We start from the raw sequence: 26,602 nt of genomic DNA on the forward strand, positions 1-26,602 counted from the left end.
CCGACGCCGGGGTGGCGGTCGCCGCCCTGCACCGGATCCAGGGCGCCCTCGGCGCGGCGGCCGAAGCCCTCGGCGCCGCCCACCGCCTGCGCGGCGCGGCCGACCCGCTCCACCCGGACGTCCGGACGCTGACCGCCGACCTGCGCCGGGCCATGGGCGACGGCTTCGACGCGCGCTACGAGCGCGCCCGCCGCCTCGACGGCCCGGGCGCCACCGCGGTGCTGAGGAGCTGCTCGACTGCCTGAGCCGGGCGACCGCGCGTCGAGGACGCGCGCGGTCTACCCGGGATCCGCCGCCGGGCGCAGCCGCTTGGGGAGCTTCGCGACGATCGCGTCGTAGGAGGCGTCGACCAGCTCGCGCAGCTCGTCGTCGTCGATGGCGCCGTCGAGCTCGACCCGGTTCCAGCCGTGCTGGCCGATGTAGGCCGACCTGGAGACCGAGTCGGGGAAGCGCAGGCGCAGCTCGGCGGCCTCGTCGGCGTCGCGGCCGCACTTGACGCCCAGGCCCCCGCTGCCCAGGAACGCGAAGATCTTGCCGCCGACCTTGGCCACCAGGTCGCCCTCCCACGGCTCGTCCGCCACCGCACCCGGCTTGGCCAGGCAGTAGGCGACGAGCTCGGCGTGGTTCACGACGTCGGCTCCGGGGCCCGCTCCTCGGCGCGACCGCTCGGCAGGCCCATCCGGGCGAGCACGAACAGCAGCACCGTGAACCAGACGTAGGTGCTGCCCCAGACCTGGTCGGTGACGCTCCAGGTGAGCTCGACGCCGCCGGAGCGGGGCAGCCACTGGTGCGGGGCCAGCACGAACACCGCGGCGGTGACGAGGGTGGCCGCGGCCCACACCGCCGACCGCAGCCGCCACGCCGTGGCCGCCATGACCAGCAGCGCCGGGGCGATCCACACCCAGTGGTGCGACCAGGACGTCGGCGACACCAGCAGCGCCAGGCCCGCGGTGGCCGTGAGCGCCAGCGGGGCGTCGGCCCGGCGGACGATCGGCAGCGCCAGCGCCAGCAGCGCGGCGCTGAGCAGCAACCAGCCCACGGTGCGCGGGATGCCCTCGACGCCCGCGCGCACCAGCACCGCCTCGAAGGTCTGGTTGGTGAAGAACGGGGAGCCGCTGACGCCACCCGTGGGGTTGTCCAGCCAGAACGTCCAGGACAACCCCGGCGCCACCAGGAAGCCGACGGCGGTGGCCACCGCCCCGGTGACCGCCGCCGTGACCGCCGCCCGGTAGTCGCGGCGGACCAGGAAGAACAGCACGAACGCCGCCGGGGTCAGCTTGACCGCCGCGGCCAGCCCGACCAGTAGACCGCGCCGCCAGCGCGGGTGCGCGACCAGGCAGTCGGCGGCGACGAGCGCCATCAGCAGCAGGTTGACCTGGCCGAACTCCAGCGTCTGCATGATCGGTTCGAGGCTCAGCGTGGCCCGCTGGATGCCCTCGACCGGGTGCTCGAAGTCGATCGCCCGGCCCTGCTCCACCAGCAGGCACAGCGGCAGCGCGATCGAGGCCACCGACAGCGCCCCGCCGCGGCCGCCACCGGGCCACAGCGCGCGGGCCACCACGTAGAGCGTGACCCCGAGCGCCGCCGTGGACAGCGCCAGCAGGCCCACCCAGGACACCACCCACGGCACCGCGGCCAGCGGGACCATCAGCAGCGCCGCGAACGGCGGGTAGATGAAGGGCAGCGAGATGTGCGCCGAGGTCTCCGGCAGCGGGCCGTACAGGTCGCCGCCGGCCAGCCAGGCCTGCACGCCGAACCGGTAGACCTCCAGGTCGATGTGGCGACCGCCGGTGTGCACCACGACCCCGGCCAGCGCGAGCGCCAGCAGCGGGACCGTGACCAGCAGGACCCGGCGCGGCCGGCGCAGCAGCGCGAGCACCCGCTGCTCGATCCGGGTGCGGGCGGCGGACGCCACGGTCACGGCTGTTCGCCTCCTCTGCGCTCGGGCACGGCTCACGACACGGCTCGCAGCACGGTCGACCCCAGCTCACGGTAGCCGGAGCACCCCGGACCCGGCCGCGCGGCCCGGTCGCGCCCCGTCAGCGCACCCGGTCAGCGCATCCCGTCAGCGCACTCCGGCGGCGTCCATCCCGCGCAGCTCCTTCTTCAGGTCGGCGATCTCGTCGCGCAGCCGGGCGGCCAGCTCGAACTGCAGGTCGCGCGCGGCCGCCATCATCTGGTCGGACAGCTGCTGGACCAGATCGGCCAGCTCGGCGCGGGGCATCGTCGACGTGTCGCGCCCGGAGACCACCCCCGAGCTCGCCCGGCCCGGCTCCCCCGCCGCCCGCTTGCCGCGCGACTGGTTGCGGCCCGAGCCGCCGACCGGGACCGCGTCCTCGTCGGCCTCGCGGTAGACCTGGTCGAGGATGTCGGCGATCTTCTTGCGCAGCGGCTGCGGGTCGATGCCGTGCGCGGTGTTGTAGGCGATCTGCTTGGCCCGGCGGCGATCGGTCTCGTCGATGGCGTGCCGCATCGAGTCGGTGATCTTGTCGGCGTACATGTGCACCTCACCGGACACGTTGCGCGCCGCGCGGCCGATGGTCTGGATGAGCGAGGTGCCCGAGCGCAGGAAGCCCTCCTTGTCGGCGTCGAGGATGGCCACCAGCGACACCTCGGGCAGGTCGAGTCCCTCGCGCAGCAGGTTGATGCCGACCAGCACGTCGTACTCGCCCAGGCGCAGCTGGCGCAGCAGCTCGACGCGGCGCAGCGTGTCGACCTCGGAGTGCAGGTAGCGCACCCGGATGCCCAGCTCCAGCAGGTAGTCGGTGAGGTCCTCGGCCATCTTCTTGGTCAACGTGGTGACCAGGACGCGTTCGTCGCGCTCGGTGCGCAGCCGGATCTCGTGGATCAGGTCGTCGATCTGGCCCTTGGTCGGCTTGACCACGACCTGCGGGTCGACCAGGCCGGTCGGGCGGATGACCTGCTCGACGAACTCGCCGCCGGTGCGGGCCAGCTCGTAGGGCCCCGGGGTGGCCGACAGGTAGACGACCTGGCCGATCCGGTCGGCGAACTCCTCCCACGTCAACGGCCGGTTGTCGACCGCGGACGGGAGCCGGAAGCCGAACTCGACCAGGTTGCGCTTGCGGGACATGTCGCCCTCGTACATGCCGCCGATCTGGGGCACCGTCACGTGGGACTCGTCGATGACGAGCAGGAAGTCCTCGGGGAAGTAGTCGATCAGGGTGGCCGGGGCCGAGCCGGGACCGCGCCCGTCGATGTGGCGGGAGTAGTTCTCGATGCCCGAGCAGAACCCGACCTGGCGGATCATCTCGATGTCGTACTGGGTGCGCATGCGCAGCCGCTGCGCCTCGAGCATCTTGCCCTGGCGCTCGAACTCGGCCAGCCGCTCCTCCAGCTCGGCCTCGATCTGCTGGACCGCCTTCTCCATGCGCTCGGGCCCGGCCACGTAGTGCGTGGCCGGGAAGATCCGCACGTCGTCGACCTGACGGATGATGTCGCCGGTGAGCGGGTGCAGGTAGTGCAGCGCCTCGATCTCGTCGCCGAAGAACTCGATGCGCACGGCCAGCTCCTCGTAGGCCGGGATGATCTCCACCGTGTCGCCGCGGACGCGGAACGTGCCCCGGTTGAAGGCCATGTCGTTGCGCGTGTACTGCACGTCGACCAGGGCCCGCAGCAGCTGGTCGCGGTCCACGGCGTCCCCCACCGCGAGCTTGACCGAACGGTCGAGGTAGGACTGCGGCGTGCCCAGGCCGTAGATGCACGACACCGACGCGACCACCACCACGTCGCGGCGGGAGAGCAGGTTGGACGTGGCCGCGTGGCGCAGGCGCTCGACGTCCTCGTTGATCGAGGAGTCCTTCTCGATGTAGGTGTCGGTCTGCGCGATGTAGGCCTCGGGCTGGTAGTAGTCGTAGTAGGAGACGAAGTACTCGACCGCGTTGTTGGGCAGCATGTCGCGCAGCTCGTTGGCCAGCTGGGCGGCCAGCGTCTTGTTCGGGGCCATGACCAGCGTGGGCCGCTGCAGCTTCTCGATCAGCCAGGCCGTGGTGGCCGACTTGCCCGTTCCGGTGGCGCCCAGCAGCACGACGTCCTGCTCGCCCGCGGTGATCCGCTTCTCCAGCTCGGCGATCGCGGCCGGCTGATCGCCCGCGGGCTTGTGGTCGCTGACCACCTCGAAGCGCCCGCCGGTGCGCGGGATCTCACCCACCGGACGGAACTCCGAGTGGGCGACGGGCACGTCCTGCTGTGTCGATTGCGCATGTGCCGCGCTGCCGGGGACCTCTGTCGCGAATGCCACGGCTCCAGGGTACGAGCCGCGACCGACACTTCGCGCCGGCCGCGTCTCGGGGTGCGGGCCGTGGCCGGTCTGCCACCATCTGCCGATGCACCCGCCGAAGCGCGCCACCTTCGACGTCCCCGCCATGGTCAACGTCGACACCAAGGGCCAGGCGCGCCCCGTCGACGAGTACCGCGTCACCGACTTCGGGCTCTACATGAGCCGGGCGATGGTGGCCCGCCCGACCGCGACCTGGGTGGAGTCGTGGCTGCTGCCCGAGCTGGGCGTGTGCGTCACCGACTGGTGGTGGAGCCCGGGCCACGAGCGCAAGCAGGACTACTACCTCGACATCTGCGAGATCGTCGTCGACGGCGGCCGCTGGCTGCTCACCGACCACTACCTCGACATCGTGGTCCGCACCCGGCGCGAGGCCGTGGTGGTCGACGTCGACGAGTTCGTCGCCGCCGTCGCGCTGGGCCTGCTCGACCGGCCGGAGGCCGAGGCCGCGATGCACCGCACCCACCGCGCCGTCGACGGCCTGGCCTGCCACGGCCACGACCTGGACCGCTGGTTGGGCGGCATGGGGATCGAGCTGAGCTGGAAGCGCCCCCGCCGGGGGTGAGCGGGCCCGCCGGGCTCAGGGAGTGGCCGTGCCCGACAGATCGGTCGTGGTGCCGGTCGTGGTGCCGGTCGTGGTGGTGCCGGTCGTGGTGCCCGGCGTCGTGGTGCCGGGGCGCTGGGTGGTCGTGCCCCCGGACTCGCCGCCCTCGGTGTCGTCATCGTCGTCGGGCTCGGTGGTGCCCGGCGTCGTGGGGTCGGGGGTGCTCGGCTTGGTCGTCGTGACCGGCGGCTCGGTGGTGACCGGGGGCAGCGTGATCGGCGGCGGGAGCGTGATCGGGGGCGGTGTCGGCACGACCGGCGGCGGCGTCGGCACCACGACCGGCGGCGGGGGCGGCGCCTCGGTCGTCGGGGCGGGCGCGACGGCCCTCGGCCGGGGCGCCGGGGCCGCCGGCTTCTCCTCGACGACGGGCTCGGGCTCGGCCGGCGCATCGACCGGCGCGTCGGTGGTGGTCTCGGTGGTGGCGGGCGGCTGCTCGACCGGGGGCGCCGCCGGCACGACGGCCGCGACGGGCTCCGCCTCGGGGGCGAACAGGCCCAGCTGCGCGACCGCGGTGACCCCGCCCAGCGCCCCGACCGTGACGACCGCGGCCGCGGCCGCCGTCGTGGTGCGGTTGAGGGCGCTCGCGCGGCGGATCACCGAGTCGACGGGGGGCAGCGTGACGGCGGCGGCCAGCTCGTCGTCGAGCCGCCGGAACTCCTCGCTCACCCGGCTGCTTGATGGCTGGCTCACCGCTGCTCCTCACCCTCGACGGGGTCGTACTCGTCCTCGTACCGGTCGACGAGGTCGGGAAGGGCCCGGCCGACGAGGTGCGCCGCCCTGGCCAGCCGGACGCTGACGCTGCCCGGCGAGGACCGCTCGACGACGGCGATCTCCGCGATCGACCAGCCCACCATGTGGTGCAGCACGATCGCGCGCCGCTCCCCGATGGACAGCCGCGCGAGCGCGGACAGCAGCACGGCCGTGCGCGGCTCGACCGCGTCGTCGCCGATCGGCTTGGGCCGGCCGAAGCCGATCCGCGCCAGCTGGCGCCGCCAGCTGCGGATGGTCGAGCGCACCGCGACCCGCCTGATCCACTCGGCCGGGTCGCGCAGCCGGCCGACGGTGGCCCACTGCCGCCAGGCCCGCGAGTAGGCGTCCTGCACGACCTCGTGCGCCTCGCCGGAGTTCAGCGTGATGGCGAACAGCTGGGCCACCAGCCGCTGGTAGTTGTCCTCGAAGTGGGCGCCGAAGTCGGCGCGCAGCTGCAGCCGGCTGATCGGCCCCCGGCGGGGCCGCCCCGACATCGGCGCGGCGACCGTCAGGGCGCCGTCGTCCGCGTAGCCGTCGCCGTACTCGTCGTACCCGCCCTCGTACTCACCGTCGTAATGGCCGGCGTACGGGTGGGGGTCGGCGTCGCCGTACACGGCGTAGCCGCCGTCGGCGGATCGCAGGGGACCGGACGCCACGGCGGACGCGCGCCTGTCGACCACCGCGCTCACCCCCTGCACTCGTCCACCCGTACCGGCGACCCTACTTCTCCCGTGGCTCACCCGATCGGAGGGCTGCCCACCTCGACCATCGGGATCCCGCGGCGCCGCGTTACCACGACACCCGGCCCGGCGACAATTCGCTGCGTTCGCCACAGCCGGGTTGACAAGCTCCGTGTTACCACGGCACGGGGAAAGCGGCCACGACGAATGCGCGCCGGACGGCGAACGGCGGTCCGGGGCGGTTCAGGGGACGGGCACCCACCCGGTCGCCGCCGCCCACTCCTCGGCGCGCGGCAGAGCCGCGTCGAACCAGGGCTCCTTGGCCTCGGCGTAGCCACCGGCGTCGGGGTCGTCGCGGTGACGGTCGGCGAGCGCCCGCTTCAGCGCGGCGTACTCGTCCCGCGCGGCCGGGTCGGCGCGCATCCAGTCGCGGAACAGCAGCGCGTAGCGCCACCCCGGCGAGCCGACCTCGCGGACGTGCAGGTGCACGACCCGCCCCGGGTCCGCGGACTGGTGGCAGCGCTTCGGCCACGGCGCCGAGCCCTCCGGCTTCGGGTTGTCGGCGACGATGTCGGGCCGGTGCGGGAAGCCGGCGTCCTGCAGGGCGTCGCGCAGGGCATCGGCGTCGGCCAGCGACTCCACGCCCAACTGCAGGTCGATGACGTCCTTGGCGACCAGCCCGGGCACCGACGTCGACCCCGTGTGCGACGCGCCGCGACCGCGCTCCCCCGCCGCCGCCGCGACCCGCGCGGCGAGCCGGGCGCCCTCGGCCGCCCACCCGGGGTCGGGCTCGACCAGCCGGGGAGCGCCACCCCGGACCGCGCGGCGCGACCGCAGGTTCTCCTCGAAGGGCACCAACCGGGTGTCCCACAGCTCGTCGACGGCGGCCCGCAGGGCGTCCTGGTCGCCGGAGTTGTCCAGCCAGACGTCCGCGGCGGCGCGGCGCTGCTCGTCGCCGGCCTGCACGGCGATCCGGGCCCGGGCGTCGGCCTCGGGCATCCCGCGCAGCTCGACGAGCCTGCGCACCCGCTCCTCGACGTCGGCGTGCACGACCAGCACGAGCGCGAAGTGCGCCGCCATCCCGGCCTCCACCAGCAGCGGGATGTCCTGGACCAGCACCGCGTCCGGCGGCGCGGCGGCGATCAGCTCCTCGGTGCGACCGCGCACGCGCGGGTGGATGATCCCGTTGAGCCGGGCGCGCGCCGTGTCGTCGCCGAAGACGACACCGGCCAGCGCGGGCCGGTCGAGCTCGCCGTCCGGGCCGAGCACGTCCGGTCCGAAGGCCTCGACGACCTCGGCCAGCCCGTCGGTCCCGGCCGCCACCACCTCGCGGGCCAGCGCATCGGCGTCGACGAGCACCGCGCCCCGCTGCACGAGCCGGCGCGCGACCGTCGACTTCCCCGACCCGATCCCCCCGGTCAACCCCACCCTCAGCACGCGCAGAAGGCTAGTGCTCACGATCTCCGACCGTGCGCGCCGACCCGATCGGCTCAGGGCGCGTCGGGCAGCGCCGTCCCCGACGGGGCCGGCGTCGACGCGCCGGTGTCGACGACGGCCAGCACGCGCAGCGCCAGGTCGACCAGGACCTCCTCGGCGGTGCGCTCGCCGGGCAGCTTGCGGTTCGGCAGCACGAAGGCCAGGTTGTGGGTGCCGTGCACCACCCTCAGCACGCTGTCCGAACGGCGGTGCACGAGCACCGCGGAGGCGCTGCCGATCGACACCTCGATGCGGTCGCCGTCCTCGGCCTCGGAGTTGACCCGCCAGTGGGCGGCGGCGGCGTCGGCGTCCACGTACGCCGAGACGTCCAGTTGCAGCAGCCTGCCCTTGACCGAGCCCTGGCCGGTGTAGTCGCAGGCCACCCGTTCCGTGCGACCGACGGAGGGGGCCTCGACGTGCTGGGTGGTGCGCAGGGCGACCGAGTCGAGCGGGAGCCCCAGCAGGGCGCCGAGGTCGCCGGTGCCGATCAGGCGCGAGCAGTCGTCGGGGACCGCGCCCTCGTCCTTCGCCGGGCCTGCCGCGGCGGCCGCAGCCGCCGCCTGGTCCGCGAAGGTGGGAACCTTCGGCCCGTTCTTCTCGGCACCGCACGCAGCGAGAACGAGCATCAACCCGAGGGCGACAGCCGCCGTTCGGCCCAATGCCACGCGCATGGGTACACGGTAGTGGGCCCGGGACGGCCCGCTGCGCCAGCCCAGGGGGGCGTCACCGGTTCGGCGCACAACCGTGACCTGGCCTCGCGCGTCTCCACGAGAGCCACCGCGCGTCCGCGGCGGCCGCGGTACCCGCCGGATGTGGCGCGAACCCGCCACCGGACGCCGGACGGCCCCGGCGACCAGTGGTCGCCGGGGCCGTCGCGGGTGGAGCGATCAGGCGCCGCCGGAGAGCTTCTCCCGCAGCGCGGCCAGCTGCTCGTCGCTGGCCAGCGAGCCACCGGACTCGGCGGGCGCACCGCCGGCGGAGGAGGAGTAGTTCGTGCCCCCGCCGTCCGCCGCGGCCTCGGCGTCCGCCTCGGCCGACTTGCGGATCTGCGCGATGTGCTGCTCGTAGCGAGAGTGCGCCTCGGCGTACTCCTTCTCCCACGCCTCGCGCTGGGCCTCGAAGCCCTCCTGCCAGTCGCCGGTCTCGACGTCGAAGCCCTCGGGGTAGATGTAGTTCCCCTGGTCGTCGTACTCGGCGGCCATGCCGTAGCGGGTCGGGTCGAACTCGGTGTCGACCGTCATGCCCTCGTTGGCCTGCTTGAGCGACAGCGAGATGCGGCGCCGGTCGAGGTCGATGTCGATGACCTTGACCATGGCGTCGTCGCCGACCTGGACGACCTGCTCCGGGATCTCCACGTGGCGCTCGGCCAGCTCGGAGATGTGCACCAGGCCCTCGATGCCCTCCTCGACGCGGACGAAGGCGCCGAACGGGACCAGCTTGGTGACCTTGCCCGGAACGATCTGGCCGATCGCGTGGGTCCGGGCGTAGAGCCGCCACGGGTCCTCCTGCGTCGCCTTGAGCGACAGCGAGACCCGCTCGCGGTCGAGGTCGACGTCGAGGACCTCGACGGTGACCTCCTGGCCCACCTCGACGACCTCGGAGGGGTGGTCGATGTGCTTCCAGGACAGCTCGGAGACGTGCACCAGACCGTCGACGCCGCCGAGGTCGACGAAGGCACCGAAGTTGACGACCGAGGAGACGACACCCTTGCGGACCTGGCCGCGGGCGAGCTGGTTGAGGAACTCGCTGCGGACCTCGGACTGGGTCTGCTCCAGCCAGGCGCGGCGGGACAGGACCACGTTGTTGCGGTTCTTGTCCAGCTCGATGATCTTGGCCTCGATCTTGCGGCCCACGTAGGGCTGCAGGTCGCGGACGCGGCGCATCTCGACCAGCGACGCGGGCAGGAAGCCGCGCAGGCCGATGTCGAGGATCAGGCCACCCTTGACCACCTCGATGACCGTGCCCTCCACGGGCTCGTCGGCCTCCTTGAGGGCCTCGATCGTGCCCCAGGCGCGCTCGTACTGCGCGCGCTTCTTGGACAGGATCAGCCGGCCCTCCTTGTCCTCCTTCTGGAGGACCAGGGCCTCGACGAACTCACCGACGGACACGACCTCGGCGGGATCGACGTCATGCTTGATCGACAGTTCCCGAGAGGGGATCACACCCTCGGTCTTGTAGCCGATGTCGAGCAGGACCTCGTCCCGGTCGACCTTGACGATGGTGCCTTCGACGATGTCACCATCGTTGAAGTACTTGATCGTCTGGTCGATGGCGGCGAGGAAATCCTCCTCCGACCCGATGTCGTTGACGGCAACCTGCGGTGTCGAGGTCGGGGCGGCGGTGGTGTCGGTGGACATGTAGTGGGGTGCTCCGGTCGTGGATGGCTTGGTGGTGCGAGTCTGGTTGTCTACGCCTGAAGACGTGATGCTTCGAACCCTTGCTGAGTCGAACGGGAGATCGCGCGACCCGCGGCCGACCGGCCTGTGACGTGCCCGGACGTTGACCACGGCGCAGAGCCCATGCTACGCGGGCGCAGATCGGCAGGGCAATGCGGGTGGACCTCGCGAGCAGCCACGATTCGGCCACAACCGCGGATCACTGATCCTGATGCTGTGATCCTGATGCTGTACGAGGGGTGACGCCAGTGAGCGCAGAGCAATTCCTGGGGACGACCGGCGTCGTCCGCCGCCCGGTCGACGGCCCGGAGTCCGAGCGGGCGAGCCGCGCCTGGTGGGACGCCGACGCCGCCGACTACCTCGCCGAGCACGGCCGCGACATCGGTGACGTCGACTTCGTCTGGTGCCCGGAGGGGCTGCGCGAGGCCGACGCCGGCCTGCTCGGCGACGTCACCGGCGCCCGCGTGCTGGAGGTCGGCTGCGGCTCGGCGCCGTGCGCGCGCTGGCTGGCGTCGGTGGGCGCCCACCCGGTCGCCCTCGACCTGTCCGGGCAGATGCTGCGCCACGCCGCCGCGCTCGCCGACTCCACCGGCGTGCGGGTGCCGCTCGTGCAGGCCGGCGCCGAGCGCCTGCCCTTCGCCGACGCCAGCTTCGACGTGGCCTGCTCCGCGTTCGGCGCGGTCCCCTTCGTCGCCGAGCCGCGCCGGGTCATGCGGGAGGTCGCCCGCGTGCTGCGCCCCGGCGGGCGCTGGGTGTTCGCGGTGAACCACCCCATGCGCTGGATGTTCTCCGACGACCCCGGCCCGGACGGGCTCGTGGTCCAGCAGTCCTACTTCGACCGCACGCCCTACGTCGAGGTCGACGACGCCGGCCGGGCCACCTACGTCGAGCACCACCGCACCCTCGGCGACCGCGTCCGCGACGTCGTGGCGGCGGGCCTGGTGCTGGAGGACGTCGTGGAGCCCGAGTGGCCGGAGGGCCGGGAGCTGGTGTGGGGCCAGTGGTCGCCCTTGCGCGGCGGGTACTTCCCGGGGACGGCGATCTTCTGCACCCGGCGGGGTTGAGGGTCGGGCGAGGGGCGTCCTCGCAGCGCCGGGTGGGTGCCGCAGCGCGAGGTGGGTTCTCGCAGCGCGCCGGCGGGCTGCGAGGGCACCGCTGGGTCTGCGAGATGGCCCATCTCGTGATCGACTCGGCCGGAAGGGGCGCCGCGCACCTCTGGAGCTGCGGGGTGTGCGTGGGGACGGCGGGTGTGGGCGGGGACGCATCCCGGGAACCGACTTCCCGACATAGGGTCCGGCGGTGCCGATCGACCCCGCCACCCTGCCCCAGCTGAGCCGCGTCGAGCAGATCAACGACAAGCTCGGCATCGAGGTCGTCTCGATGAGCCACGACGAGGTCGTCGGGACGATGCCCGTGGCCGGCAACCGGCAGCCGTTCGGGCTGCTGCACGGCGGGGCGAGCGGGGTGCTCGCGGAGACGCTCGGGTCCACGCTGGCGGCGCTGCACGCGCTGCCGGAGCGGTTCCCGGTGGGGCTGGAGCTGGCCTGCACCCACCACCGGTCGGCCACGTCGGGCCTGGTCACCGGGGTCGCGCGGCCGCTGCACGTCGGGCGGAGCACGTCGACGTGCGAGATCGTGATCAGCGACGAGCAGGGGCGGCGGATCTGCACCGCGAAGCTGACCTGCCTGCACCGCGACACCCGGCCGGACGGCTGGTAGCCGTCCGGCCGGGTCGGGTCGCGCCTTACCCGGCGACGCCCTCGCCGAGGTAGGCCTCCTGCACGCGCGGGTCGGCCAGCAGCTCGCGGCCGGTGCCCGACAGGGTCGTGCGGCCCAGGTCGATGACGTACCCGCGGTCGGACAGCGCCAGGGCCGACAGGGCGTTCTGCTCGACCAGCAGCACGGTCGTGCCCTGGGCCCGCAGGTCGCGGACCGTGTCGAAGATCTGCTGGGTCATGATCGGCGAGAGCCCCATGGACGGCTCGTCGAGCATGAGCAGCTTGGGCTGCGACATCAGGGCCCGGCCGATGGCCAGCATCTGCTGCTCGCCGCCGGAGAACAGGCCCGCCTTGTTGCGCCGCCGCTCCCCCAGCACCGGGAACATGGCGTAGATCCGGTCCAGGTCCTCGACGATCCCCGCCTCGTCGTTGCGCGAGTAGGCGCCGAGGCGCAGGTTCTCCTCGACGGTCATGCGGGCGAACAACCGCCTGCCCTCGGGGCTGTGCGACACCCCGAGGCCGAGGATCTCGTGGGCGGGCAGCTTGTGGATCGGCTTGCCGTCCAGCAGGATCTCGCCGCTGACCGGGCGCAGCAGCCCGGAGATCGTGCGCAGGGTGGTGGTCTTGCCCGCCCCGTTGCTGCCGATCAGGCTGACGATCTGGCCCTTCTCGACGCTGAACGTCACGCCCCGGACGGCCTGGATGGCCCCGTAGGCGACGGTGAGGTTCCGAACCTCCAGAAAGCTCACGGTGTCTCCTCGGCGGCGTGGATCTGGTGCTCCACCTCGTCGGGCGGTGCACCGAGGTAGGCCTCGACGACCCGCGGGTCGCCGCGGACCTCGTCCGGCGTGCCCTCGACGAGCAGCTCGCCCTGCACCAGCACGAGCACCCGGTCGCACAGGGTGAAGATGAACTTGGTGTCGTGCTCGATGACGACGACCGAGGTGCCCAGGTCGCGGATCTTGAAGATCAGCTGCCGGGTGGCCTCGGTCTCCTGGGCGTTCATCCCCGCGGTCGGCTCGTCCAGCAGCAGCACCGACGGCTCGGTGGCCAGCGCCCTGGCGATCTCCAGCCGGCGCTGGTCGCCGTAGGGCAGGTTGCGCGCGAGCTCGTCGGAGAAGCGGCTGAGCCCGACGAACTCGAGCAGTTCGGCCGTGCGCGAACGCGCCTCGGCCTCGCTGCGCTTGAAGGCCGGTCCGTGCAGCAGCGACGACAGCGGCCCCTGCTTCATCCGCACGTGCCGCCCGACCAGGACGTTCTCCTCCGCGGTCATGCTCGGGAAGAGGCGGATGTTCTGGAACGTGCGGGCGATGCCCCGGTCGGTCACCTTCGCCGGGTCCTGCGGCAGCGGCGTGCCGCGCAGGGCGACGCTGCCCGACGTCGGCGCGTACAGGCCGGTCAGGCAGTTGAAGAAGGTGGTCTTGCCGGCGCCGTTCGGCCCGATGAGGCCGATGATCTCGCCCTCGGACAGCCCGAAGGAGACGTCGTTCAGCGCCCGCAGGCCACCGAACTGCATCGTGACGCCTTCCGCGCTCAGGATCGACTGCCCGATGGCCGCGCGCGGCGCCTCCGGTGCGGCGTGCTTGCCACTCATCGCACTCCCTCGCTGCGCTCGGTCGGCAATTCGCGGAGGCGCTGCGTCGATGATTCGCTCGCGAGCTCGCTCATGACGCGGCCACCTTCGCTGCGGCGGGACCGGTACTGCCGTCCGGTGGTGGCGGCTCGGACTGCGGGGCCAGCTCGGCGCGCCGGTGCGCGTCGGGCACCAGGCCCTGCGGCCGGAAGCGCATGATCAGCACCAGCGCGATGCCGAAGATGAGCAGCCGGTAGTCGGCGAACTCGCGCAGCTTCTCGGGCAGCACGAACAGGATCGACGCGCCGAGGACCGCGCCCGGGATGGTGCCCATGCCGCCGAGGATGACCGCGGCCAGCAGGGTGACCGACTCCAGGAACCGGAAGCTCTCGTAGGACACCGTGCCCGTCTTGTGCGCGAAGAACGCGCCGGCCAGCCCGGCCAGCGTGGCGCCGATCATGAAGGCGAGGATCTTCACCGGACCGGTGCGGATGCCCATGGCGCGGGCCGCGTCCTCATCCTCCCGGATGGCGATCCAGGCCCGGCCCAGCCGCGAGTTCTTCAGGTTGCCGAACACCGCCATGACCGCGGCGACGATCACCACGATCAGGAAGTAGTAGAGGGCCCCCGCGGGCAGTTCCACCGAGCCGATGGTGAGACTCTCGTTGAACGGCTGGCCGAACGCCGTGACCGGGGGGATGCCCGGGATCGCGTTGGAGCCGCCGGTCAGCCCGCCGATGTTGTTCTGCGAGCTGCGCACGAAGATCTCACCGAAGGCCAGCGTCACGATGGCCAGGTAGTCGCCGCGCACGCGCAGCGTCGGCGAGCCGACGATCGCGCCGAAGATGCCGGCGACGACCGCCGAGATGACCATCACCAGCGGGAACGGCAGCACGATGTCGAACCGCGCCGCCGTGGCGCCGGAGAAGTTGGCCGCCACGACCGCGCCGATGCCCAGGAAGGCGACGTAGCCGAGGTCGAGCAGGCCGGCCAGGCCGACCACGATGTTGAGCCCGATCGCGGTGGCGGCGTAGACGCCGATGTTGGCCGCGACCGTCATCCAGTACTGGGTGCCCGCCGCGGTCAGCGGCAGCAGCAGCGCCACGGCCAGCAGCACGATCGCGCTGTACGCGCGGTGCCGCTCGGACATCCCGGTCACCCAGGTGACCACCCCGGCGGAGTGCAGCGCCGCGAGCAGGCCGCCCAGGGCGCCCAGGAACGACAGGAAGACCGCGCCGGAGTACGGGTTGGCCACGCTGCCCTGGCCACCGCTGGTCAGCACGGCGGCGACCAGCAGGAGCAACAGCGCGTAGATGACGAGCAGGAGGGCCCACTCGACGAACCGGCCGAGCGGCCGGCCCCAGCGGGCGTGGCCCTCCAGCCCGCCGGCGAACGCGCCGACCAGCAGCACCGCACCACCGATGAGCGCCACGATCGCGCCGAACGCGACCGCGCCGTCCGCGGCCGTGATGGCCCCGAAGCCGCCGCCCTGGGTGGTGATGTACATCCCGTTGACCACGCTGACCGCGACGACGCCCCACCCGAGGGCGCGCAGGATCCGCCCGCGCGCCGGGACCGCGGGCACGAACGCCAGCACGATCGCCGCGATGCCGAACACCAGCAGGTGCAGCCGGAACCCGCTGACGCCCAGCGGCGCGGTGAAGAACTCCAGCGTCGCCTTCTCGGGGTAGGGCCCGTCGTTGAGCACGAACGTCGCCCACGGCAGGTAGGCGCCGACGACGGTGAGCAACCCGCCCGCCGCGCGGAGCGCGGTGGCGTAGGGCGCGAGTCCGGCGAGGCGCCCGCGCGGGGCCTCGACCGCGGCGGGCTCGACCACCGGGTCCTTCTCGATGGCGGTCATGCGCGCACCCGCTCGGTCTCGCCGAAGAAGCCCTGCGGCCGGAACACCAGCACCGCGATCAGCACAACGAAGATCCAGACGTAGTCGTAGGCCGTGCCGCCCGGCAGGTACTGCCCGCCGAGCGCCTTGACCAGCCCGATGGCGAAGCCACCCGCGACGGCGCCCTTGATGCTGCCGATCCCGCCGAGCACCGCGGCGGTGAAGGCGAAGATGCCGTTCTGGAAGCCGAGGTCGATGTTGGTGAAGCCGAGGTCGACGCCGTTGAGGACGCCGGCCACGCCGGCCAGCGCGGCACCGAGCACGAAGGTCAGCACGATGACCCGGTCGGGGTCGATGCCCATCAGCCGGGCGACGTCGCGGTCCTGGGAGGTCGCGCGCATCGCGCGGCCCATCCGGGAGTTGTTGACGAAGGTGTTCAGCGCGAACGTCAGCACCAGGGCCGTGACGATGATCAGCAGGCCCGTCCAGCGCAGCGGCACCGTGCCGCCGGGGACCGGGATCTCCCAGGTGCCCTCGACGAAGGCCTTGGGGAAGGGCAGCGCGGCGGTGGCGCCCGGGTAGAACACGCGCACCGCCTCCTGCAGGGCGACCGAGACGCCCAGGGCGGTGATCAGCGGTGCGAGGCGTGGCGCGTTGCGCAGCGGGCGGTAGGCGAAGCGCTCCATGAGCACCGCCACCGCGACCGATACCGCGGCACCGGCGATGAGCAGCAGCGGCAGCGCGAAGTACCACTGGTTCTGGATGGCGGTCGGCATGAGGTAGGTGAACATGGCCAGGCCGCCGTAGGAGCCGACCATGAAGATCTCGCCGTGCGCGAAGTTGATCAGCTGGATGATCCCGTAGACCATCGTGTAGCCCAGGGCGATCAGACCGATCAGCGCGCCGGTCACCAAACCGTTGACGATCTGGGACAACAGGGTGGACAGCAAGGGTGGTGGTCCCTCTCCGCGTGCGTCAGGGGGGCGGGGTGTCCCCCCGCCCCCCTGGCGTCGGTCGTGCAGTTGGTGGAGTTGCTCGATCAGCCCTCGAAGGCGCCCGTGGAGCCCTCGACCGGCGCGAAGCTGTCGCCCTTGACCTCGTAGACGGTCAGGACCTTGTTGGTGGTGTCGCCGAACTCGTCGAACGCGATCTCACCGCTGGCACCCTGCAGGTTGGTGTCCGCGACGGCGGCGACGATCTCGGCGCGCTTGTCCGCCGAGTAGTCGCCGTTGGCCAGGACCTTGGCCACGGCCTCGATGACGACGTTGGTGGCGTCGTAGGTCAGCGCGCCGTAGGTGCTGTACTCCTCGGTGTAGTTCTGGGCGGCGTAGTCGTCCAGGAACTGCTTGGCGCTGGGCAGCGACTCGGCCGGGGCGCCGACGCTGGTGGCCAGGTCGCCGGGGCGACCGCCGAGCGAGACGTAGGTGGAGTCGACGATGCCGTCGCCACCCATCAGCGGGATGTTCAGCCCGGCCGCGGCCAGCTGCGCCGACAGCGGGCCGGCCACCGGGTACTCACCGCCGTAGTAGACGGCGTCCGGGTTGAGCGCGCGGATCGTGGTGATCACGCCGGAGAAGTCGGTGTCCCGCTCGCCGACCTTCTCGCGGGCGACGATCTGGGCGCCCTTCTTGGTGGCCTGCTGGGCGAACTGCTCGGCCAGGTTGGCGCCGTAGGTCTTGCCGTCGTCGATGACCGCGATGGCCTTCTTGCCGGACTTCTCGACCAGGTAGTTGGCCGCGAACGGGCCCTGCACCAGGTCGGTGGTCGAGACGCGGAAGTAGTTGTCGAACGGCCGCTCCGGCGCGGTGGCGAAGTTCTCGCCCATGGTCAGCGCCGGGCCGGTGTTGGCCGGGGAGACCTGGACGATGCCTTCCTGGTTGAGGATCGGCTGCACCGTCTGCGAGGTCGACGAGTTCAGCGTGCCCACGACGCCGACGATGTTCTCGTCGGAGGCGAGCTTCGTGGCCGCCTGGCTGGCGATCTGCGGGTTGGCCTGGTCGTCCTCCGGCTGGAAGGCCAGCGCGTAGCCGGGGACCTTGCAGGCCTCGTTGGCCTGGTCGACGGCCAGCTGGGCCGAGTTGCGCATACCGAGGCCCAGCGCGGACAGGCCGCCGGACAGCGGGGCCACCATGCCGATGATGAGGGTGCCCTTGCTGGTGTCGCAGGCGCCCGCGGTCGTGCCGCCGCCCTCGCCCTCGCCCTCCTCACGGTTCGTCCCACAGGCGGTGAGCCCGAGGGTGCCGGCGAGGATCGCGGCGGTGATGATCGTCCGCCTCCGAGTCATGCTGTAGTCCTTCCGTACCGCGCTACCGCGAGGGGTGTCTGAGTCGCGCGGTCCAGGGTGTGGACCACGCGAGCGTCGCGGACGTTAAGGGACTCGTCGGTACGGCGTCACCCTCGCCGCCCGGTCCTTTACCGGTTCGCAACCAGAAGGGGTCGGACGGACATCAACAGTGACCGTTCGTCGCCCTTGAACTACCGATCGGCGCAGAATGGGCGAGAGTGCTCAACGCCGGCCCAATGGGCGGCGGAACCACTCCCGCAGGTAGATGCCCTGAAAGCCGGCTCAATGGGCCCTTAAGGCCGACGTAGGAGCCGATTCGCGCACCGACCGACGCACCCGCACCGCGACGCGGTCCGGGAACGCGGAGCAGCCCCCGGTCGGATCCGCTCCGATCGGGAGCGGACGTCGACGCGGGGGCTGCGCGAGCGGGAGCGCGAGGCGCTCAGGGGGTCGGGGCGGCGAGCCCGTCGACGACGGCGTTCGCGACGGCCTTCATGGTGGTGCGGCGGTCCATCGCGGTGCGCTGGATCCACCGGAACGCCTCCGGCTCGGTCATCTTCTGCCGGGTCATCAGCAGGCCCTTGGCCCGGTCGACGACCTTGCGCGTCTCGAGGCGGTCGGTCAGCGTGGCGACCTCGTCCTCCAGGGCGCGCTTCTCCGCGAACCGGGAGACGGCCAGCTCGATCGCGGGCACCAGCTCGTGCCGGGCGAACGGCTTGACCAGGTAGGCCATCGCGCCGGCGTCGCGGGCCTGCTCGATGAGGTCGCGCTGGCTGAACGCGGTGAGCATGACGACCGGGGCGATCCGCTCCTCGACGATCAGCGCCGCGGCGGCGATGCCGTCCACCTTGGGCATCTTGACGTCCATGATGACGAGGTCGGGCCGGAGCTCGCGGGCGAGTTCGACGGCCTGCTCGCCGTCGCCGGCCTCGCCGGCGATGACGTAGCCCTCCTCGCTCAGCATCTCGGTGAGGTCGAGGCGGATGAGCGCTTCGTCCTCGACGACGAGAACACGCAGCCCGGTGACCGGTTCGGCCTCGGTCGAGCTCGTGGCGTTCTCGGAAACCTGCTGGGTCACAGGGAACTCCCTTACACCGGGTTGTCGTACCGGAAGGATTCAGAATACCGCCGGGCCCCAACCACCCCGCTGTGATCCCGGACCGCCCGCTACGCTGCGCACGTCCGGCTCGCCCGGGCCGGCCCCTGTAGTCCAACTGGCAGAGACAGCGCTCTCAAACAGCGTCCAGTGTGGGTTCGAATCCCACCGGGGGCACCGCACGGCGGTCACCCATCGGTTCACCGCGGACGACTGCCGGCGCGTTCCGGGCGTGGCACGGTGGTCCGGTGAGCGCACGAGACCGGGACCCGGCGGGCCGGGCCCGCAACGCCCGCCCCCGCGACGCCGCCGGGCGGCCGCTGCCGCGGGGCGCCGCCGGCGTCGAGCGGGTGCCCGACGACCTCGTGCTCGGCGCGGACGAGGCGGTCACCGAGGCCCAGCGGCTCCTCGACGACGGCCTGCCCTTCCCCGCCCACGACGTGCTCGAGGCGGCCTGGAAGGCGGCGCCGGAGACCGAGCGCGGGATGTGGCGGGCGCTGGCCCAGCTCGCCGTGGGCCTGACCCACGTGCAGCGCGGCAACGCCCGCGGGGCGGCGGCGCTGCTGGAGCGCTCCGCCGACGGGCTGCGCCGGTGGGTGGGGGTGCCGCCGGCCGGGCTCGACCTGGTGGGATTGGCGCAGCGGGCCGAGGCGCTGGCCCGGCGGGTCGGGCTGCACGGCGTCGACGCGGTGCCGGCGGCCGACCTGCGTCCCCGACTGCGCCGCGAGGAGGAGTCCCGTCGATGACGCCGGAGCAGCTGGTCGCCAGCATGCCGTACGCGAAGGCCCTGGGCATGGAGGTGACCGCCGCCGGGCCGCAGGAGGTCGTCGGGCACCTGGACTGGGCGCCCGACCTGTGCACGACCGCCGGGCTGCTGCACGGCGGGGCGCTGATGACCCTGGCCGACAGCCTCGGCGCCATCTGCGCGTTCCTCAACCTGCCGCCGGGCGCGGGCACCTCGACGATCGAGTCGAAGACCAACCTGTTCCGGGGGGTGCGGTCGGGGCGGGTGCACGCCACGTCGACCCCGCTGCACGTCGGGCGCACGACCATCGTCGTGCAGACCGACCTGCGCGACGACGCCGGCAAGCGGGTCGCGCTGGTCACCCAGACCCAGGCGGTGCTCAGCGGCTAGTGTCCCCCGCCGACTTCCCGCCGGGGTTCTTCGACCGCGCCGACCCCCGCCCGGACGCCACCTTCTACGGCGCCACCCGCCTGGTCACCCACATCGACGACCGGGCCATCGCCGCCGTCGGCGCGCTCTACACCGAGCTCGGCATCGACGGCGAGGTGCTCGACCTGATGTCGTCGTGGGTCTCGCACTTCGAGCGCGTCCCGGCGCGGCTGATCGGGCTGGGCATGAACGGCACCGAGCTGCTGGCCAACCGGGCGCTGGCCGGGCACGTCGTGCACGACCTCAACGCCGACCCGCTGCTCCCGTTCCCCGACGACTGCTTCGACGACGCCGTCTGCTGCGCGTCGGTCGACTACCTGGTGGAGCCGGTCGCGGTGTTCCGGGAGGTGTCCCGCGTGCTGCGCCCCGGCGGCCGCTTCGCGGTCACGTTCTCCGACCGCTGCTTCCCCAGCAAGGCGATCCGGGGCTGGTTGACCAGCGACGACGACGAGCACATGGCCATCGTGAGCCGGTACTTCGCGCTCAGCGGCGGCTTCCGGCCGGCCCGCTCTGCGGTGCGCACGCCGACCGGGCGCGGCGACCCCCTGTACGCCGTGTGGGCCGAGGTCGCGAAGATCGGGCGGTGACCGACACCCCGCGGATCCAGCCCTACGACAGCGGCCTGCTCGACGTCGGCGACGGCAACCACGTGTACTGGGAGACCAGCGGCAACCCCGCCGGCAAGCCGGTCGTGGTGCTGCACGGCGGGCCCGGGCAGGGCACCTCGCCCCGGATGCGCGGCGGGCCCGACCCCGAGCGCTACCGGATCGTGCTGGTCGACCAGCGCGGCTGCGGGCGCAGCACGCCGCACGCCGCCGACGTCGCCACCGACATGGGCGTCAACACCACCGAGCACCTGATCGCCGACCTGGAACTGCTGCGCGAGCACCTCGGCATCGACCGCTGGCTGCTCACCGGCGGCTCGTGGGGCACGACGCTGGCGTTCGCCTACGCCGAGCGGTACCCGCAGCGCGTCTCGGAGATGGTCCTGTCGGCGATCACCACCACCCGCCGGTCGGAGGTCGACTGGCTCTACCGCGGGGTGGGCCGGTTCTTCCCGCGCGAGTGGGAGCGGTTCCGCGACGGCGTGCCGGAGTCCGAGCGGGCCCGCGTGACGGCGGTCGAGGGCGCCGGCGCGCTGCTCGCCGAGTACGTCCGCATGCTCGACGACCCCGACCCGGACCTGCGGGCGCACGCCACCCGGGAGTGGGCGGCGTGGGAGGACGCGGTGATGGGCGGCGAGCCCGGCGGCGAGCCCAACCCGTTCAGCGCCAAGCCCGACCGCGACCTCACCGCCATGGTGCGCATCTGCGCGCACTACTTCGCCAACGGCGCCTGGCTGGAGGAGGGCGCGCTGATCCGCGACGCCCACCGGCTGGCCGGCATCCCCGCCGTGCTCGTGCACGGCCGCCTCGACCTCGGTGGCCCGCTCGACACCGCGTGGGAGATGGTCCGGAACTGGCCCGATGCCGAGCTGGTCGTGCTGGAGGGCACCGGGCACCAGGGCAGCGACCAGCGGCGCACCGTCGTGCGCGCCGCGTTCGACCGCTTCGCCGGGTCGTGGGGGGGGGGGGGGGGCCGGGGGGCCCCCCCCCCCCCCGCCGGGGCGGCCCGCGGGGGGGGGGGGCGTTCGACCGCTCCGCGGGGGGGGGTGGGGTCACGGGGACCCGTTCCCCGCTCACGACGCGATCAGGCGCCGCCGGGGTTGAGGGTCACCTCGATCGGCTGGTAGTCCGCGCCGACCACGTCCACACCGTCGGCCTTGAGCAGGTCGAGCGCCTTCTGCACGTACTCGTTGCTGAACGCCTCGGCGTCGGGGTCCTGGGTGAGCACGGTCTGCCCGTCGGCGTTGACCGCGGTGCGCGCCACCTGCACCGTGCGGTCCCAGGCGGCCTGGTCGATCAGGCCCGCGCCGCCCGTCGCCGGCCAGATCAGCTTGTTGACCTCGTTGACCTGCCACAGCTGGTGGCTGGCACCCAGCGTCGAGCCCGCCTTCACCACGATGTCGCGGCAGGACTCCACGTTGTCGCGGCAGTACGCCCAGCCCTTGATCGAGGCGGCGATGAACTTGGTGGTCGTCTCCTGGTAGGCCGGGTCGGACAGCCGCTCGGTGTTGGCCCAGATGGCGTCCTGCAGCATCGCGGTGCCGACGTCGTTCCAGTCGATGACGGTGAAGTCCGAGGGCTGGTAGAGCTGCCCGGTCGCCGGGTTCTGCGCCTCCAGCACCTGCGCGTACTCGTTGTAGGACATCGCCTGCGCGGCGTCGATCTCACCGGAGAGCAGGGCCTGCATGTCGAACTGCTGCTGCACCAGCGTCACGTCCGACGCGGGGGTCAGCCCGGCCCCGGTCATCCCGGCGAACAGCTCGAACTCGTTGCCGAAGCCCCAGTTGCCGACCTTCTTGCCGCGCAGGTCGGCCGGGGAGGCGATCCCCCTGTCGGCGAAGGACACCTGGTAGGTGCCGGACCGCTGGAAGATCTGGGCCACGTCGGTGATGCCCGCGCCCTGCTCGCGCGAGGCCAGCGCCTTGGGCACCCAGGCGATCGCGTAATCGGCCTGACCCTGGGCCAGCACCGTCTGCGGGACGATGTCGACCCCGCCCTCCTTGATCTCCACGTCCAGCCCCTGGTCGCGGTAGAAGCCCTGGTCGACCGCGGCCAGGTAGCCGGCGAACTGGCCCTGGACGAACCACTGCAGCTGCAGGGTCACCTTCTGGGTGCCGCCCGCGGCGGCGTCCCCACCCGCGGGGGCCTCGGCCCCACCGCCCTCCGGCGTGACGGAGCACGCGGCGACGGACACGGCGAACGCGGCGGCCACCGCGAACGCGCGCAGCGGCCGTCGTGACAGCCGTGACGGCACTGGTCGTCGGGACATCGGACCCCTCCTTCGTGGACGACCGCGCCCGGACGGTCAGGTCCGGCCGCGGCTCACCAGGCGCTCGGCGAGCAGCCCGGCCAGGTGGAACAGCAGCCCCAGCACGATCGAGGCGGCGACGAAGGCCCACGCCCTGGCGTAGGCGGTGTTGGCGGCCGCCGACGACACCCGGCTGCCCAACCCGTTCTGCAGGCCCCCGAAATACTCCGCGACGACGGCGGCGATCACCGCGGCCGGCGCGGCCAGCCGCAGCCCGGTCATGATGTGCGGCACCGCCCCGGGCAGCCGGACGAACCGCGCGCGCTGCCACGGCGACGCGGCCAGCGCCGTCATCAGCTCGTCGTGCACCGGCGCGACCTGGCGCAGGCCCCGGGCCGTGGAGACGAACACCGGCACCAGCACGACGATGGTCACGACCAGCCGGCGCGGCAGCTCGGTGGTCGAGCCGAACATCGTGGTGAACACCGGCGCGAGCGCCACGATCGGCACCGCGCTGGCGGCCAGCACCACCGGGGTGGTCAGCTCGCGCAGCAGCCGCGACCAGGCGGCCAGCAGCGCGAGCACCACCCCGAGCAGGAACCCGGCCACGAGCCCGACCAGCGAGTTCGCCCCGGTGACGCCCGCGGTCGACAGCAGCACCGGGAACTGCTGGCCGATGGCCGCGCCGATGGCGCTGGGCGCCGGCAGCAGGAACGCCGGCACCCCGGCCAGCCGCACGACCAGCTCCCAGAGCACCAGGCCCAGCACGCCGAGCGCGATGGGGGGCCAGACCCGCAGCAGGGACGTCATCCGTGCCCCTTGCGCAGCGCTTCGCGCACCGCGGTGATCGAGGCGAAGAACGCCGTGGACTCGCGGACGTCGTCGACCTCGTCCGCGACGACCTCCGCGCCGTCGACGCCCTGCCCGGCGAGCGCGGCCCCGCCGCGGGGGCGGCAGCCGTCGATGACGTCGGTGATCCGCCCCGGGCGCGCCGACATCACCACGACCCGGTCGGAGAGCACGGCGGCCTCCGGGATCGAGTGGGTCACGAACAGCACGGCGGCGCCGGTCTCGCCGATGATCCGCAGCAGCTCGGCCTGCATCCGCTCGCGGGTCATCTCGTCGAGCGCGCCGAACGGCTCGTCCATCAGCAGCAGCTTCGGGCTCGGGGCCAGCGCCCTGGCGATGGCGACGCGCTGCTGCATGCCGCCGGAGAGCTGGCCCGGCCGGGAGCCGGCGAAGTCGGCCAGGCCCACCAGCTCCAGCAGCTCGCCCGCCCGCTTGCGCCGCTCGGCCCTGGCCACGCCGTGGACCTGCAGCGGCAGCTCGACGTTCTCCGCGACCGTGCGCCACTCCAGCAGCCCGGCCTGCTGGAACGCGATCCCGTAGTCCTGGTCGAGGCGGGCCCGCTCCGCCGTCTTGCCGCCGACCTCGACGGTGCCCGCCGTCGGCTTCTCCAGGTCGGCCACGACCCGCAGCAGCGTCGACTTGCCGCAGCCCGACGGCCCGATCAGCGAGACGAACTCGCCCCCGGCCACCTCCAGGTCGATCCCGGACAGCGCCTCGACCGGCCCGAACGCCTTGTCCAGCCCGGACAGCCGTACCGCGGTCGTCCCCGCGCCACCTGTCACCGCACACTCCCCCGGTAGCGCCGCAACCCCACGTCGAGCAGCCCGACCGCACCCGCGGCGACCAGGCCCAGCACGGCCGCGCCGAGGATCGCCGCGTACATCCGCGACGGGTCGCCGGTCGCCGACTGCGCGTACTCGATGATCAGGCGCCCGATGCCGCCGCGGGTGCCGGTGGAGATCTCGGCGACGATCGCGCCGACGACCGCCGCCGCCGCGGCCAGCCGCAGCGCCGGCAGCAGGTGCGGCACCGAGGCCGGCAGCCGCAGCCTGCGCAGGGTGGTCCACCAGCTCGCGGCCATCGCGTGGAACAGCTCGACGTCGGCCTTGGCCGGCGACGACAGCCCCCGCAGCATCCCCACCGCCACCGGGAAGAACGCCAGGTAGGACGAGATCACCATGACGCTGGCCCACGGCTGCCAGACCCACCCGCCGATGGCGATCCGCCCGCCCCAGCCGACGACCAGCGGCGCGATCGCGATCAGCGGCACCGTCTGCGAGGCCACCACGTAGGGCAGCGTGGCCCGCTCGACGAGGGCGAAGCGCAGCATGACCAGCGCCAGGACCGCGCCCAGCACGGCGCCGAGCAGCAGCCCGCCCAGGGCGAGCCCGAGGGTGAACAGCGCCGCCGCGGCGACCGCGAGGCCGACCGGGCGCGCCCCGGGCACGGCCACCTCGGGGCGGCCGAGCTGCGCGATCACGGTCCACACGTGCGGCATGGCGGCGTCGTCGGTGCGCGGGAGCACGCGGGTCCCGCCCAGGCTCACCCCGTCGGCGGGCAGCACCAGCTTCGCCAGCTCCCAGGCCAGCACCAGCAGGACGAACGCGGCGACGGCCATCGACGCCGTCCGCCATCTGCCGCCCATGTGCTGGCTCCTGACTGCTGTGGATCATCTGTCGCGCGAAAGGCGATCCTGCGAGGAACGGATGACGGTGACGTTACGAAAGGGTTCCAGTAGGCGCCATCACCCACCCCCTCCGTCGAGAACGAACTTGTCGTGATCAACAGGCCCTGTGGATCACGACAAGTTCGTTCTCGACGGAGGGTCAGCGGGGCATGCGGCGCCAGAGGGCGCGGGGGGCGTGGCGCAGCAGGGCGAAGGCGGGGCGCAGGACGCCGGGCACCCACACCTCGCCCCGGCCGCGGCACAGCGCGGCGACGGTGGCCTCGGCGACCTGGGCCGGGGTCGAGGAGAACGGCGCCGGGGTCATGCCCTCGGTCATCCGCCCGATCACGAAGCCCGGCCGCACCAGCAGCAGCCGGACGCCGCTGCCGTGCAGGGCGTCGGCCAGGCCGGAGGCGAACCCGTCCAGGCCCGCCTTCGCCGAGCCGTAGACGTAGTTGGCGCGGCGCACGCGGGCCCCGGCCACCGAGGAGAACACCACGATCCGGCCGCTGCCCCGCGCGCGCAACGCTGTCGCCAGCCGGGTGAGCACGGCGACCTGGGCGACGTAGTCGGTGTGCACGATCCGCACCGCGTGCTCGGGCTCGCGCTCGGCGCGGGCCTGGTCGCCGAGGACGCCGAAGGCCACGAGCACGACGTCCAGCCGGGGGTGGCGGGCCAGCACGCCGTCCAGGAACGGGCCGTGCGCGTCGAGGTCGTCGGCGTCGAACTCGACGCGCTCGACGTCCACCGCGCCCGCCTCCCGGACGGCCTTCTCCTCCGCGTCCAGGTCGTCGGCGCGGCGGGCGGCCAGCACCACCGTCGCGCCGGGCGCCAGCCGCCGCGCCACCTCGACCCCGATCTCACTGCGCCCGCCCAGCACCAGCACCGTCTCGCCCATGGGCCGCCACCCTGGCACACCGGGCTGGTCGGGACGGCGCCCGCCCGGCTGGGACACTCAGCCCATGCGCGCTGCGGTGTTGGGGTCCCCGGTCGGGCACTCCCTGTCGCCCGTGCTGCACGGAGCGGCCTACGCCGCGCTCGGGCTGCACGACTGGCACTACGGCGCCCACGAGTGCGCCGAGCCCGAGCTGGCCGGGTTCCTGGCCGGGCTGGACGACGACTGGGCGGGGCTGTCGCTGACGATGCCGCTCAAGCGGGTCGCCCTGGAGGTCGCCGACGAGGTCTCGCCGCTGGTGGCGGCCACCGGCGCCGCCAACACCCTGGTGCTGCGCGGCGGGCGCCGCCGCGCCGAGAACACCGACGTCGCCGGCATCGTCGCCGCCCTGCGCGGCGCGGGCGCGACCGCGGGGCCCGCGGTCGTCCTCGGGGCGGGCGGGACGGCGCAGGCC

The 26,602-nt window shown here is 73.2% G+C and carries 27 protein-coding genes, 1 tRNA gene and 1 pseudogene; 10 read left to right on the plus strand and 19 right to left on the minus strand.

Annotated elements, in window-relative coordinates; genetic code table 11:
• Positions 1–245, plus strand: a 245-nt coding sequence (locus KIK08_RS22535) for a hypothetical protein (RefSeq protein WP_214405220.1), incomplete at its 5' end; no start/stop codon positions are given.
• A 33-nt stretch (positions 246–278) separates the two neighbouring features.
• Here the strand turns inward: KIK08_RS22535 and KIK08_RS22540 are convergent.
• The 3 genes from KIK08_RS22540 to uvrB all read right to left on the minus strand — a co-directional run bounded on the left by KIK08_RS22540 (position 279) and on the right by uvrB (position 4,258).
• Positions 279–629 (minus strand): MmcQ/YjbR family DNA-binding protein, encoded by a 351-nt coding sequence (locus tag KIK08_RS22540; RefSeq protein ID WP_214405221.1) that lies wholly within the window; start codon positions 627–629, stop codon positions 279–281.
• Entirely contained in the window at positions 626–1,921 is a 1,296-nt protein-coding gene (locus KIK08_RS22545; protein ID WP_214405222.1) for a glycosyltransferase 87 family protein, read from the minus strand. Before KIK08_RS22545 ends, KIK08_RS22540 begins: the two co-directional genes overlap by 4 nt.
• 144 nt (positions 1,922–2,065) lie before the next feature.
• Complete coding sequence (gene uvrB / locus KIK08_RS22550; protein ID WP_408004707.1) at positions 2,066–4,258, minus strand: excinuclease ABC subunit UvrB; 2,193 nt, start codon at positions 4,256–4,258, stop codon at positions 2,066–2,068.
• An 85-nt stretch (positions 4,259–4,343) separates the two neighbouring features.
• On the opposite strand from uvrB, the gene KIK08_RS22555 reads away from it, so the two are divergent.
• Positions 4,344–4,859 carry a ribonuclease FAU-1 family protein gene (locus KIK08_RS22555; protein WP_214405223.1) on the plus strand — a complete coding sequence of 172 codons (516 nt, stop codon included), beginning with the start codon at positions 4,344–4,346 and terminating at the stop codon, positions 4,857–4,859.
• Positions 4,860–4,874: 15 nt separating this feature from the next.
• Here the strand turns inward: KIK08_RS22555 and KIK08_RS22560 are convergent, their stop codons facing one another.
• The 5 genes from KIK08_RS22560 to rpsA form a co-directional block, all read right to left on the minus strand.
• Complete coding sequence (locus tag KIK08_RS22560; protein WP_214405224.1) at positions 4,875–5,588, minus strand: hypothetical protein; 714 nt, start codon at positions 5,586–5,588, stop codon at positions 4,875–4,877.
• Positions 5,585–6,328 carry an RNA polymerase sigma factor gene (locus tag KIK08_RS22565; RefSeq protein WP_214405225.1) on the minus strand — a complete coding sequence of 248 codons (744 nt, stop codon included), beginning with the start codon at positions 6,326–6,328 and terminating at the stop codon, positions 5,585–5,587. Before KIK08_RS22565 ends, KIK08_RS22560 begins: the two co-directional genes overlap by 4 nt.
• 243 nt (positions 6,329–6,571) lie before the next feature.
• Positions 6,572–7,765, minus strand: a complete 1,194-nt coding sequence (coaE, locus tag KIK08_RS22570) for a dephospho-CoA kinase (RefSeq protein ID WP_214405242.1) — start codon at positions 7,763–7,765, stop codon at positions 6,572–6,574.
• Between the two features lie 53 nt (positions 7,766–7,818).
• Complete coding sequence (locus tag KIK08_RS22575; protein WP_214405226.1) at positions 7,819–8,430, minus strand: hypothetical protein; 612 nt, start codon at positions 8,428–8,430, stop codon at positions 7,819–7,821.
• Between the two features lie 261 nt (positions 8,431–8,691).
• The gene (gene rpsA / locus KIK08_RS22580; RefSeq protein ID WP_214405227.1) at positions 8,692–10,161 is read right to left on the minus strand and encodes a 30S ribosomal protein S1; all 1,470 of its coding nucleotides are present in this window, start codon (positions 10,159–10,161) and stop codon (positions 8,692–8,694) included.
• Positions 10,162–10,448: 287 nt separating this feature from the next.
• Here rpsA and KIK08_RS22585 point away from each other — a divergent pair, with 287 nt between their 5' ends.
• Together KIK08_RS22585 and KIK08_RS22590 are read left to right on the plus strand one after the other, a co-directional pair.
• On the plus strand, positions 10,449–11,264 hold the full coding sequence (locus KIK08_RS22585) for a class I SAM-dependent methyltransferase (protein WP_308257808.1): 816 nt from the start codon (positions 10,449–10,451) through the stop codon (positions 11,262–11,264).
• 235 nt (positions 11,265–11,499) lie between these two features.
• Positions 11,500–11,919, plus strand: coding sequence for a hotdog fold thioesterase (locus KIK08_RS22590; RefSeq protein ID WP_214405229.1), 420 nt, complete (start codon positions 11,500–11,502; stop codon positions 11,917–11,919).
• A 25-nt stretch (positions 11,920–11,944) separates the two neighbouring features.
• Here KIK08_RS22590 and KIK08_RS22595 read toward each other — a convergent pair whose 3' ends face one another.
• The 6 genes from KIK08_RS22595 to KIK08_RS22620 all read right to left on the minus strand — a co-directional run bounded on the left by KIK08_RS22595 (position 11,945) and on the right by KIK08_RS22620 (position 18,693).
• Positions 11,945–12,667 carry an ABC transporter ATP-binding protein gene (locus tag KIK08_RS22595; RefSeq protein ID WP_214405230.1) on the minus strand — a complete coding sequence of 241 codons (723 nt, stop codon included), beginning with the start codon at positions 12,665–12,667 and terminating at the stop codon, positions 11,945–11,947.
• The gene (locus KIK08_RS22600; protein ID WP_214405231.1) at positions 12,664–13,512 is read right to left on the minus strand and encodes an ABC transporter ATP-binding protein; all 849 of its coding nucleotides are present in this window, start codon (positions 13,510–13,512) and stop codon (positions 12,664–12,666) included. Before KIK08_RS22600 ends, KIK08_RS22595 begins: the two co-directional genes overlap by 4 nt.
• A gap of 70 nt (positions 13,513–13,582) precedes the next feature.
• The gene (locus KIK08_RS22605; protein WP_214405232.1) at positions 13,583–15,352 is read right to left on the minus strand and encodes a branched-chain amino acid ABC transporter permease; all 1,770 of its coding nucleotides are present in this window, start codon (positions 15,350–15,352) and stop codon (positions 13,583–13,585) included.
• Entirely contained in the window at positions 15,349–16,281 is a 933-nt protein-coding gene (locus KIK08_RS22610) for a branched-chain amino acid ABC transporter permease (protein ID WP_250557594.1), read from the minus strand. Before KIK08_RS22610 ends, KIK08_RS22605 begins: the two co-directional genes overlap by 4 nt.
• Before the next feature lie 89 nt (positions 16,282–16,370).
• Positions 16,371–17,615, minus strand: coding sequence for a branched-chain amino acid ABC transporter substrate-binding protein (locus KIK08_RS22615; protein ID WP_250557595.1), 1,245 nt, complete (start codon positions 17,613–17,615; stop codon positions 16,371–16,373).
• Positions 17,616–18,057: 442 nt separating this feature from the next.
• Entirely contained in the window at positions 18,058–18,693 is a 636-nt protein-coding gene (locus KIK08_RS22620) for an ANTAR domain-containing response regulator (RefSeq protein WP_214405233.1), read from the minus strand.
• 121 nt (positions 18,694–18,814) lie between these two features.
• Here KIK08_RS22620 and KIK08_RS22625 point away from each other — a divergent pair.
• The 5 genes from KIK08_RS22625 (at position 18,815) to pip (ending at position 21,617) form a co-directional block, all read left to right on the plus strand.
• A tRNA-Leu gene (locus KIK08_RS22625) sits at positions 18,815–18,888 on the plus strand.
• 71 nt (positions 18,889–18,959) lie between these two features.
• On the plus strand, positions 18,960–19,457 hold the full coding sequence (locus KIK08_RS22630) for a DUF309 domain-containing protein (RefSeq protein WP_214405234.1): 498 nt from the start codon (positions 18,960–18,962) through the stop codon (positions 19,455–19,457).
• The gene (locus KIK08_RS22635) at positions 19,454–19,846 is read left to right on the plus strand and encodes a PaaI family thioesterase (protein WP_214405235.1); all 393 of its coding nucleotides are present in this window, start codon (positions 19,454–19,456) and stop codon (positions 19,844–19,846) included. Before KIK08_RS22630 ends, KIK08_RS22635 begins: the two co-directional genes overlap by 4 nt.
• Positions 19,846–20,472: a class I SAM-dependent methyltransferase gene (locus KIK08_RS41870; RefSeq protein ID WP_308257809.1), complete on the plus strand. Its 627-nt coding sequence runs from the start codon at positions 19,846–19,848 to the stop codon at positions 20,470–20,472. Before KIK08_RS22635 ends, KIK08_RS41870 begins: the two co-directional genes overlap by 1 nt.
• Positions 20,469–21,617, plus strand: a complete 1,149-nt coding sequence (gene pip, locus KIK08_RS22645) for a prolyl aminopeptidase (RefSeq protein WP_308257810.1) — start codon at positions 20,469–20,471, stop codon at positions 21,615–21,617. The genes KIK08_RS41870 and pip overlap by 4 nt, the downstream gene beginning before the upstream one ends.
• Here the strand turns inward: pip and KIK08_RS22650 are convergent.
• The 5 genes from KIK08_RS22650 to dprE2 form a co-directional block, all read right to left on the minus strand.
• Positions 21,575–22,759 carry an ABC transporter substrate-binding protein gene (locus KIK08_RS22650; RefSeq protein WP_214405236.1) on the minus strand — a complete coding sequence of 395 codons (1,185 nt, stop codon included), beginning with the start codon at positions 22,757–22,759 and terminating at the stop codon, positions 21,575–21,577. The genes pip and KIK08_RS22650 overlap by 43 nt on opposite strands.
• 36 nt (positions 22,760–22,795) lie before the next feature.
• On the minus strand, positions 22,796–23,548 hold the full coding sequence (locus KIK08_RS22655; protein ID WP_214405237.1) for an ABC transporter permease: 753 nt from the start codon (positions 23,546–23,548) through the stop codon (positions 22,796–22,798).
• Positions 23,545–24,369: an ABC transporter ATP-binding protein gene (locus KIK08_RS22660; RefSeq protein ID WP_214405238.1), complete on the minus strand. Its 825-nt coding sequence runs from the start codon at positions 24,367–24,369 to the stop codon at positions 23,545–23,547. Before KIK08_RS22660 ends, KIK08_RS22655 begins: the two co-directional genes overlap by 4 nt.
• Positions 24,366–25,232, minus strand: coding sequence for an ABC transporter permease (locus KIK08_RS22665; protein WP_214405239.1), 867 nt, complete (start codon positions 25,230–25,232; stop codon positions 24,366–24,368). Before KIK08_RS22665 ends, KIK08_RS22660 begins: the two co-directional genes overlap by 4 nt.
• A 181-nt stretch (positions 25,233–25,413) precedes the next feature.
• A complete protein-coding gene (gene dprE2 / locus KIK08_RS22670) occupies positions 25,414–26,151 on the minus strand; it encodes a decaprenylphospho-beta-D-erythro-pentofuranosid-2-ulose 2-reductase (RefSeq protein ID WP_214405240.1) in 738 nt (245 codons plus the stop codon).
• A 64-nt stretch (positions 26,152–26,215) separates the two neighbouring features.
• On the opposite strand from dprE2, the pseudogene KIK08_RS22675 reads away from it, so the two are divergent.
• A pseudogene (locus tag KIK08_RS22675) lies at positions 26,216–26,602 on the plus strand (shikimate dehydrogenase); the annotation flags it as partial.

This window comes from Pseudonocardia lacus, assembly GCF_018531445.1.
In the GTDB taxonomy this organism is placed as follows: Bacteria; Actinomycetota; Actinomycetes; order Mycobacteriales; family Pseudonocardiaceae; genus Pseudonocardia; species Pseudonocardia lacus.

Coding starts and splice junctions, on each gene's coding strand:
- KIK08_RS22555 (WP_214405223.1), top strand. CDS start 4,344: ATGCACCCGCCGAAGCGCGCCACCTTCGACGTCCCCGCCATGGTCAAC.
- KIK08_RS22575 (WP_214405226.1), bottom strand. CDS start 8,430: ATGCTCGTTCTCGCTGCGTGCGGTGCCGAGAAGAACGGGCCGAAGGTT.
- rpsA (WP_214405227.1), bottom strand. CDS start 10,161: ATGTCCACCGACACCACCGCCGCCCCGACCTCGACACCGCAGGTTGCC.
- KIK08_RS22600 (WP_214405231.1), bottom strand. CDS start 13,512: ATGAGTGGCAAGCACGCCGCACCGGAGGCGCCGCGCGCGGCCATCGGG.
- KIK08_RS22605 (WP_214405232.1), bottom strand. CDS start 15,352: ATGACCGCCATCGAGAAGGACCCGGTGGTCGAGCCCGCCGCGGTCGAG.
- KIK08_RS22615 (WP_250557595.1), bottom strand. CDS start 17,615: ATGACTCGGAGGCGGACGATCATCACCGCCGCGATCCTCGCCGGCACC.
- KIK08_RS22635 (WP_214405235.1), top strand. CDS start 19,454: ATGACGCCGGAGCAGCTGGTCGCCAGCATGCCGTACGCGAAGGCCCTG.
- KIK08_RS22650 (WP_214405236.1), bottom strand. CDS start 22,759: ATGTCCCGACGACCAGTGCCGTCACGGCTGTCACGACGGCCGCTGCGC.
- KIK08_RS22655 (WP_214405237.1), bottom strand. CDS start 23,548: ATGACGTCCCTGCTGCGGGTCTGGCCCCCCATCGCGCTCGGCGTGCTG.
- KIK08_RS22665 (WP_214405239.1), bottom strand. CDS start 25,232: ATGGGCGGCAGATGGCGGACGGCGTCGATGGCCGTCGCCGCGTTCGTC.
- dprE2 (WP_214405240.1), bottom strand. CDS start 26,151: ATGGGCGAGACGGTGCTGGTGCTGGGCGGGCGCAGTGAGATCGGGGTC.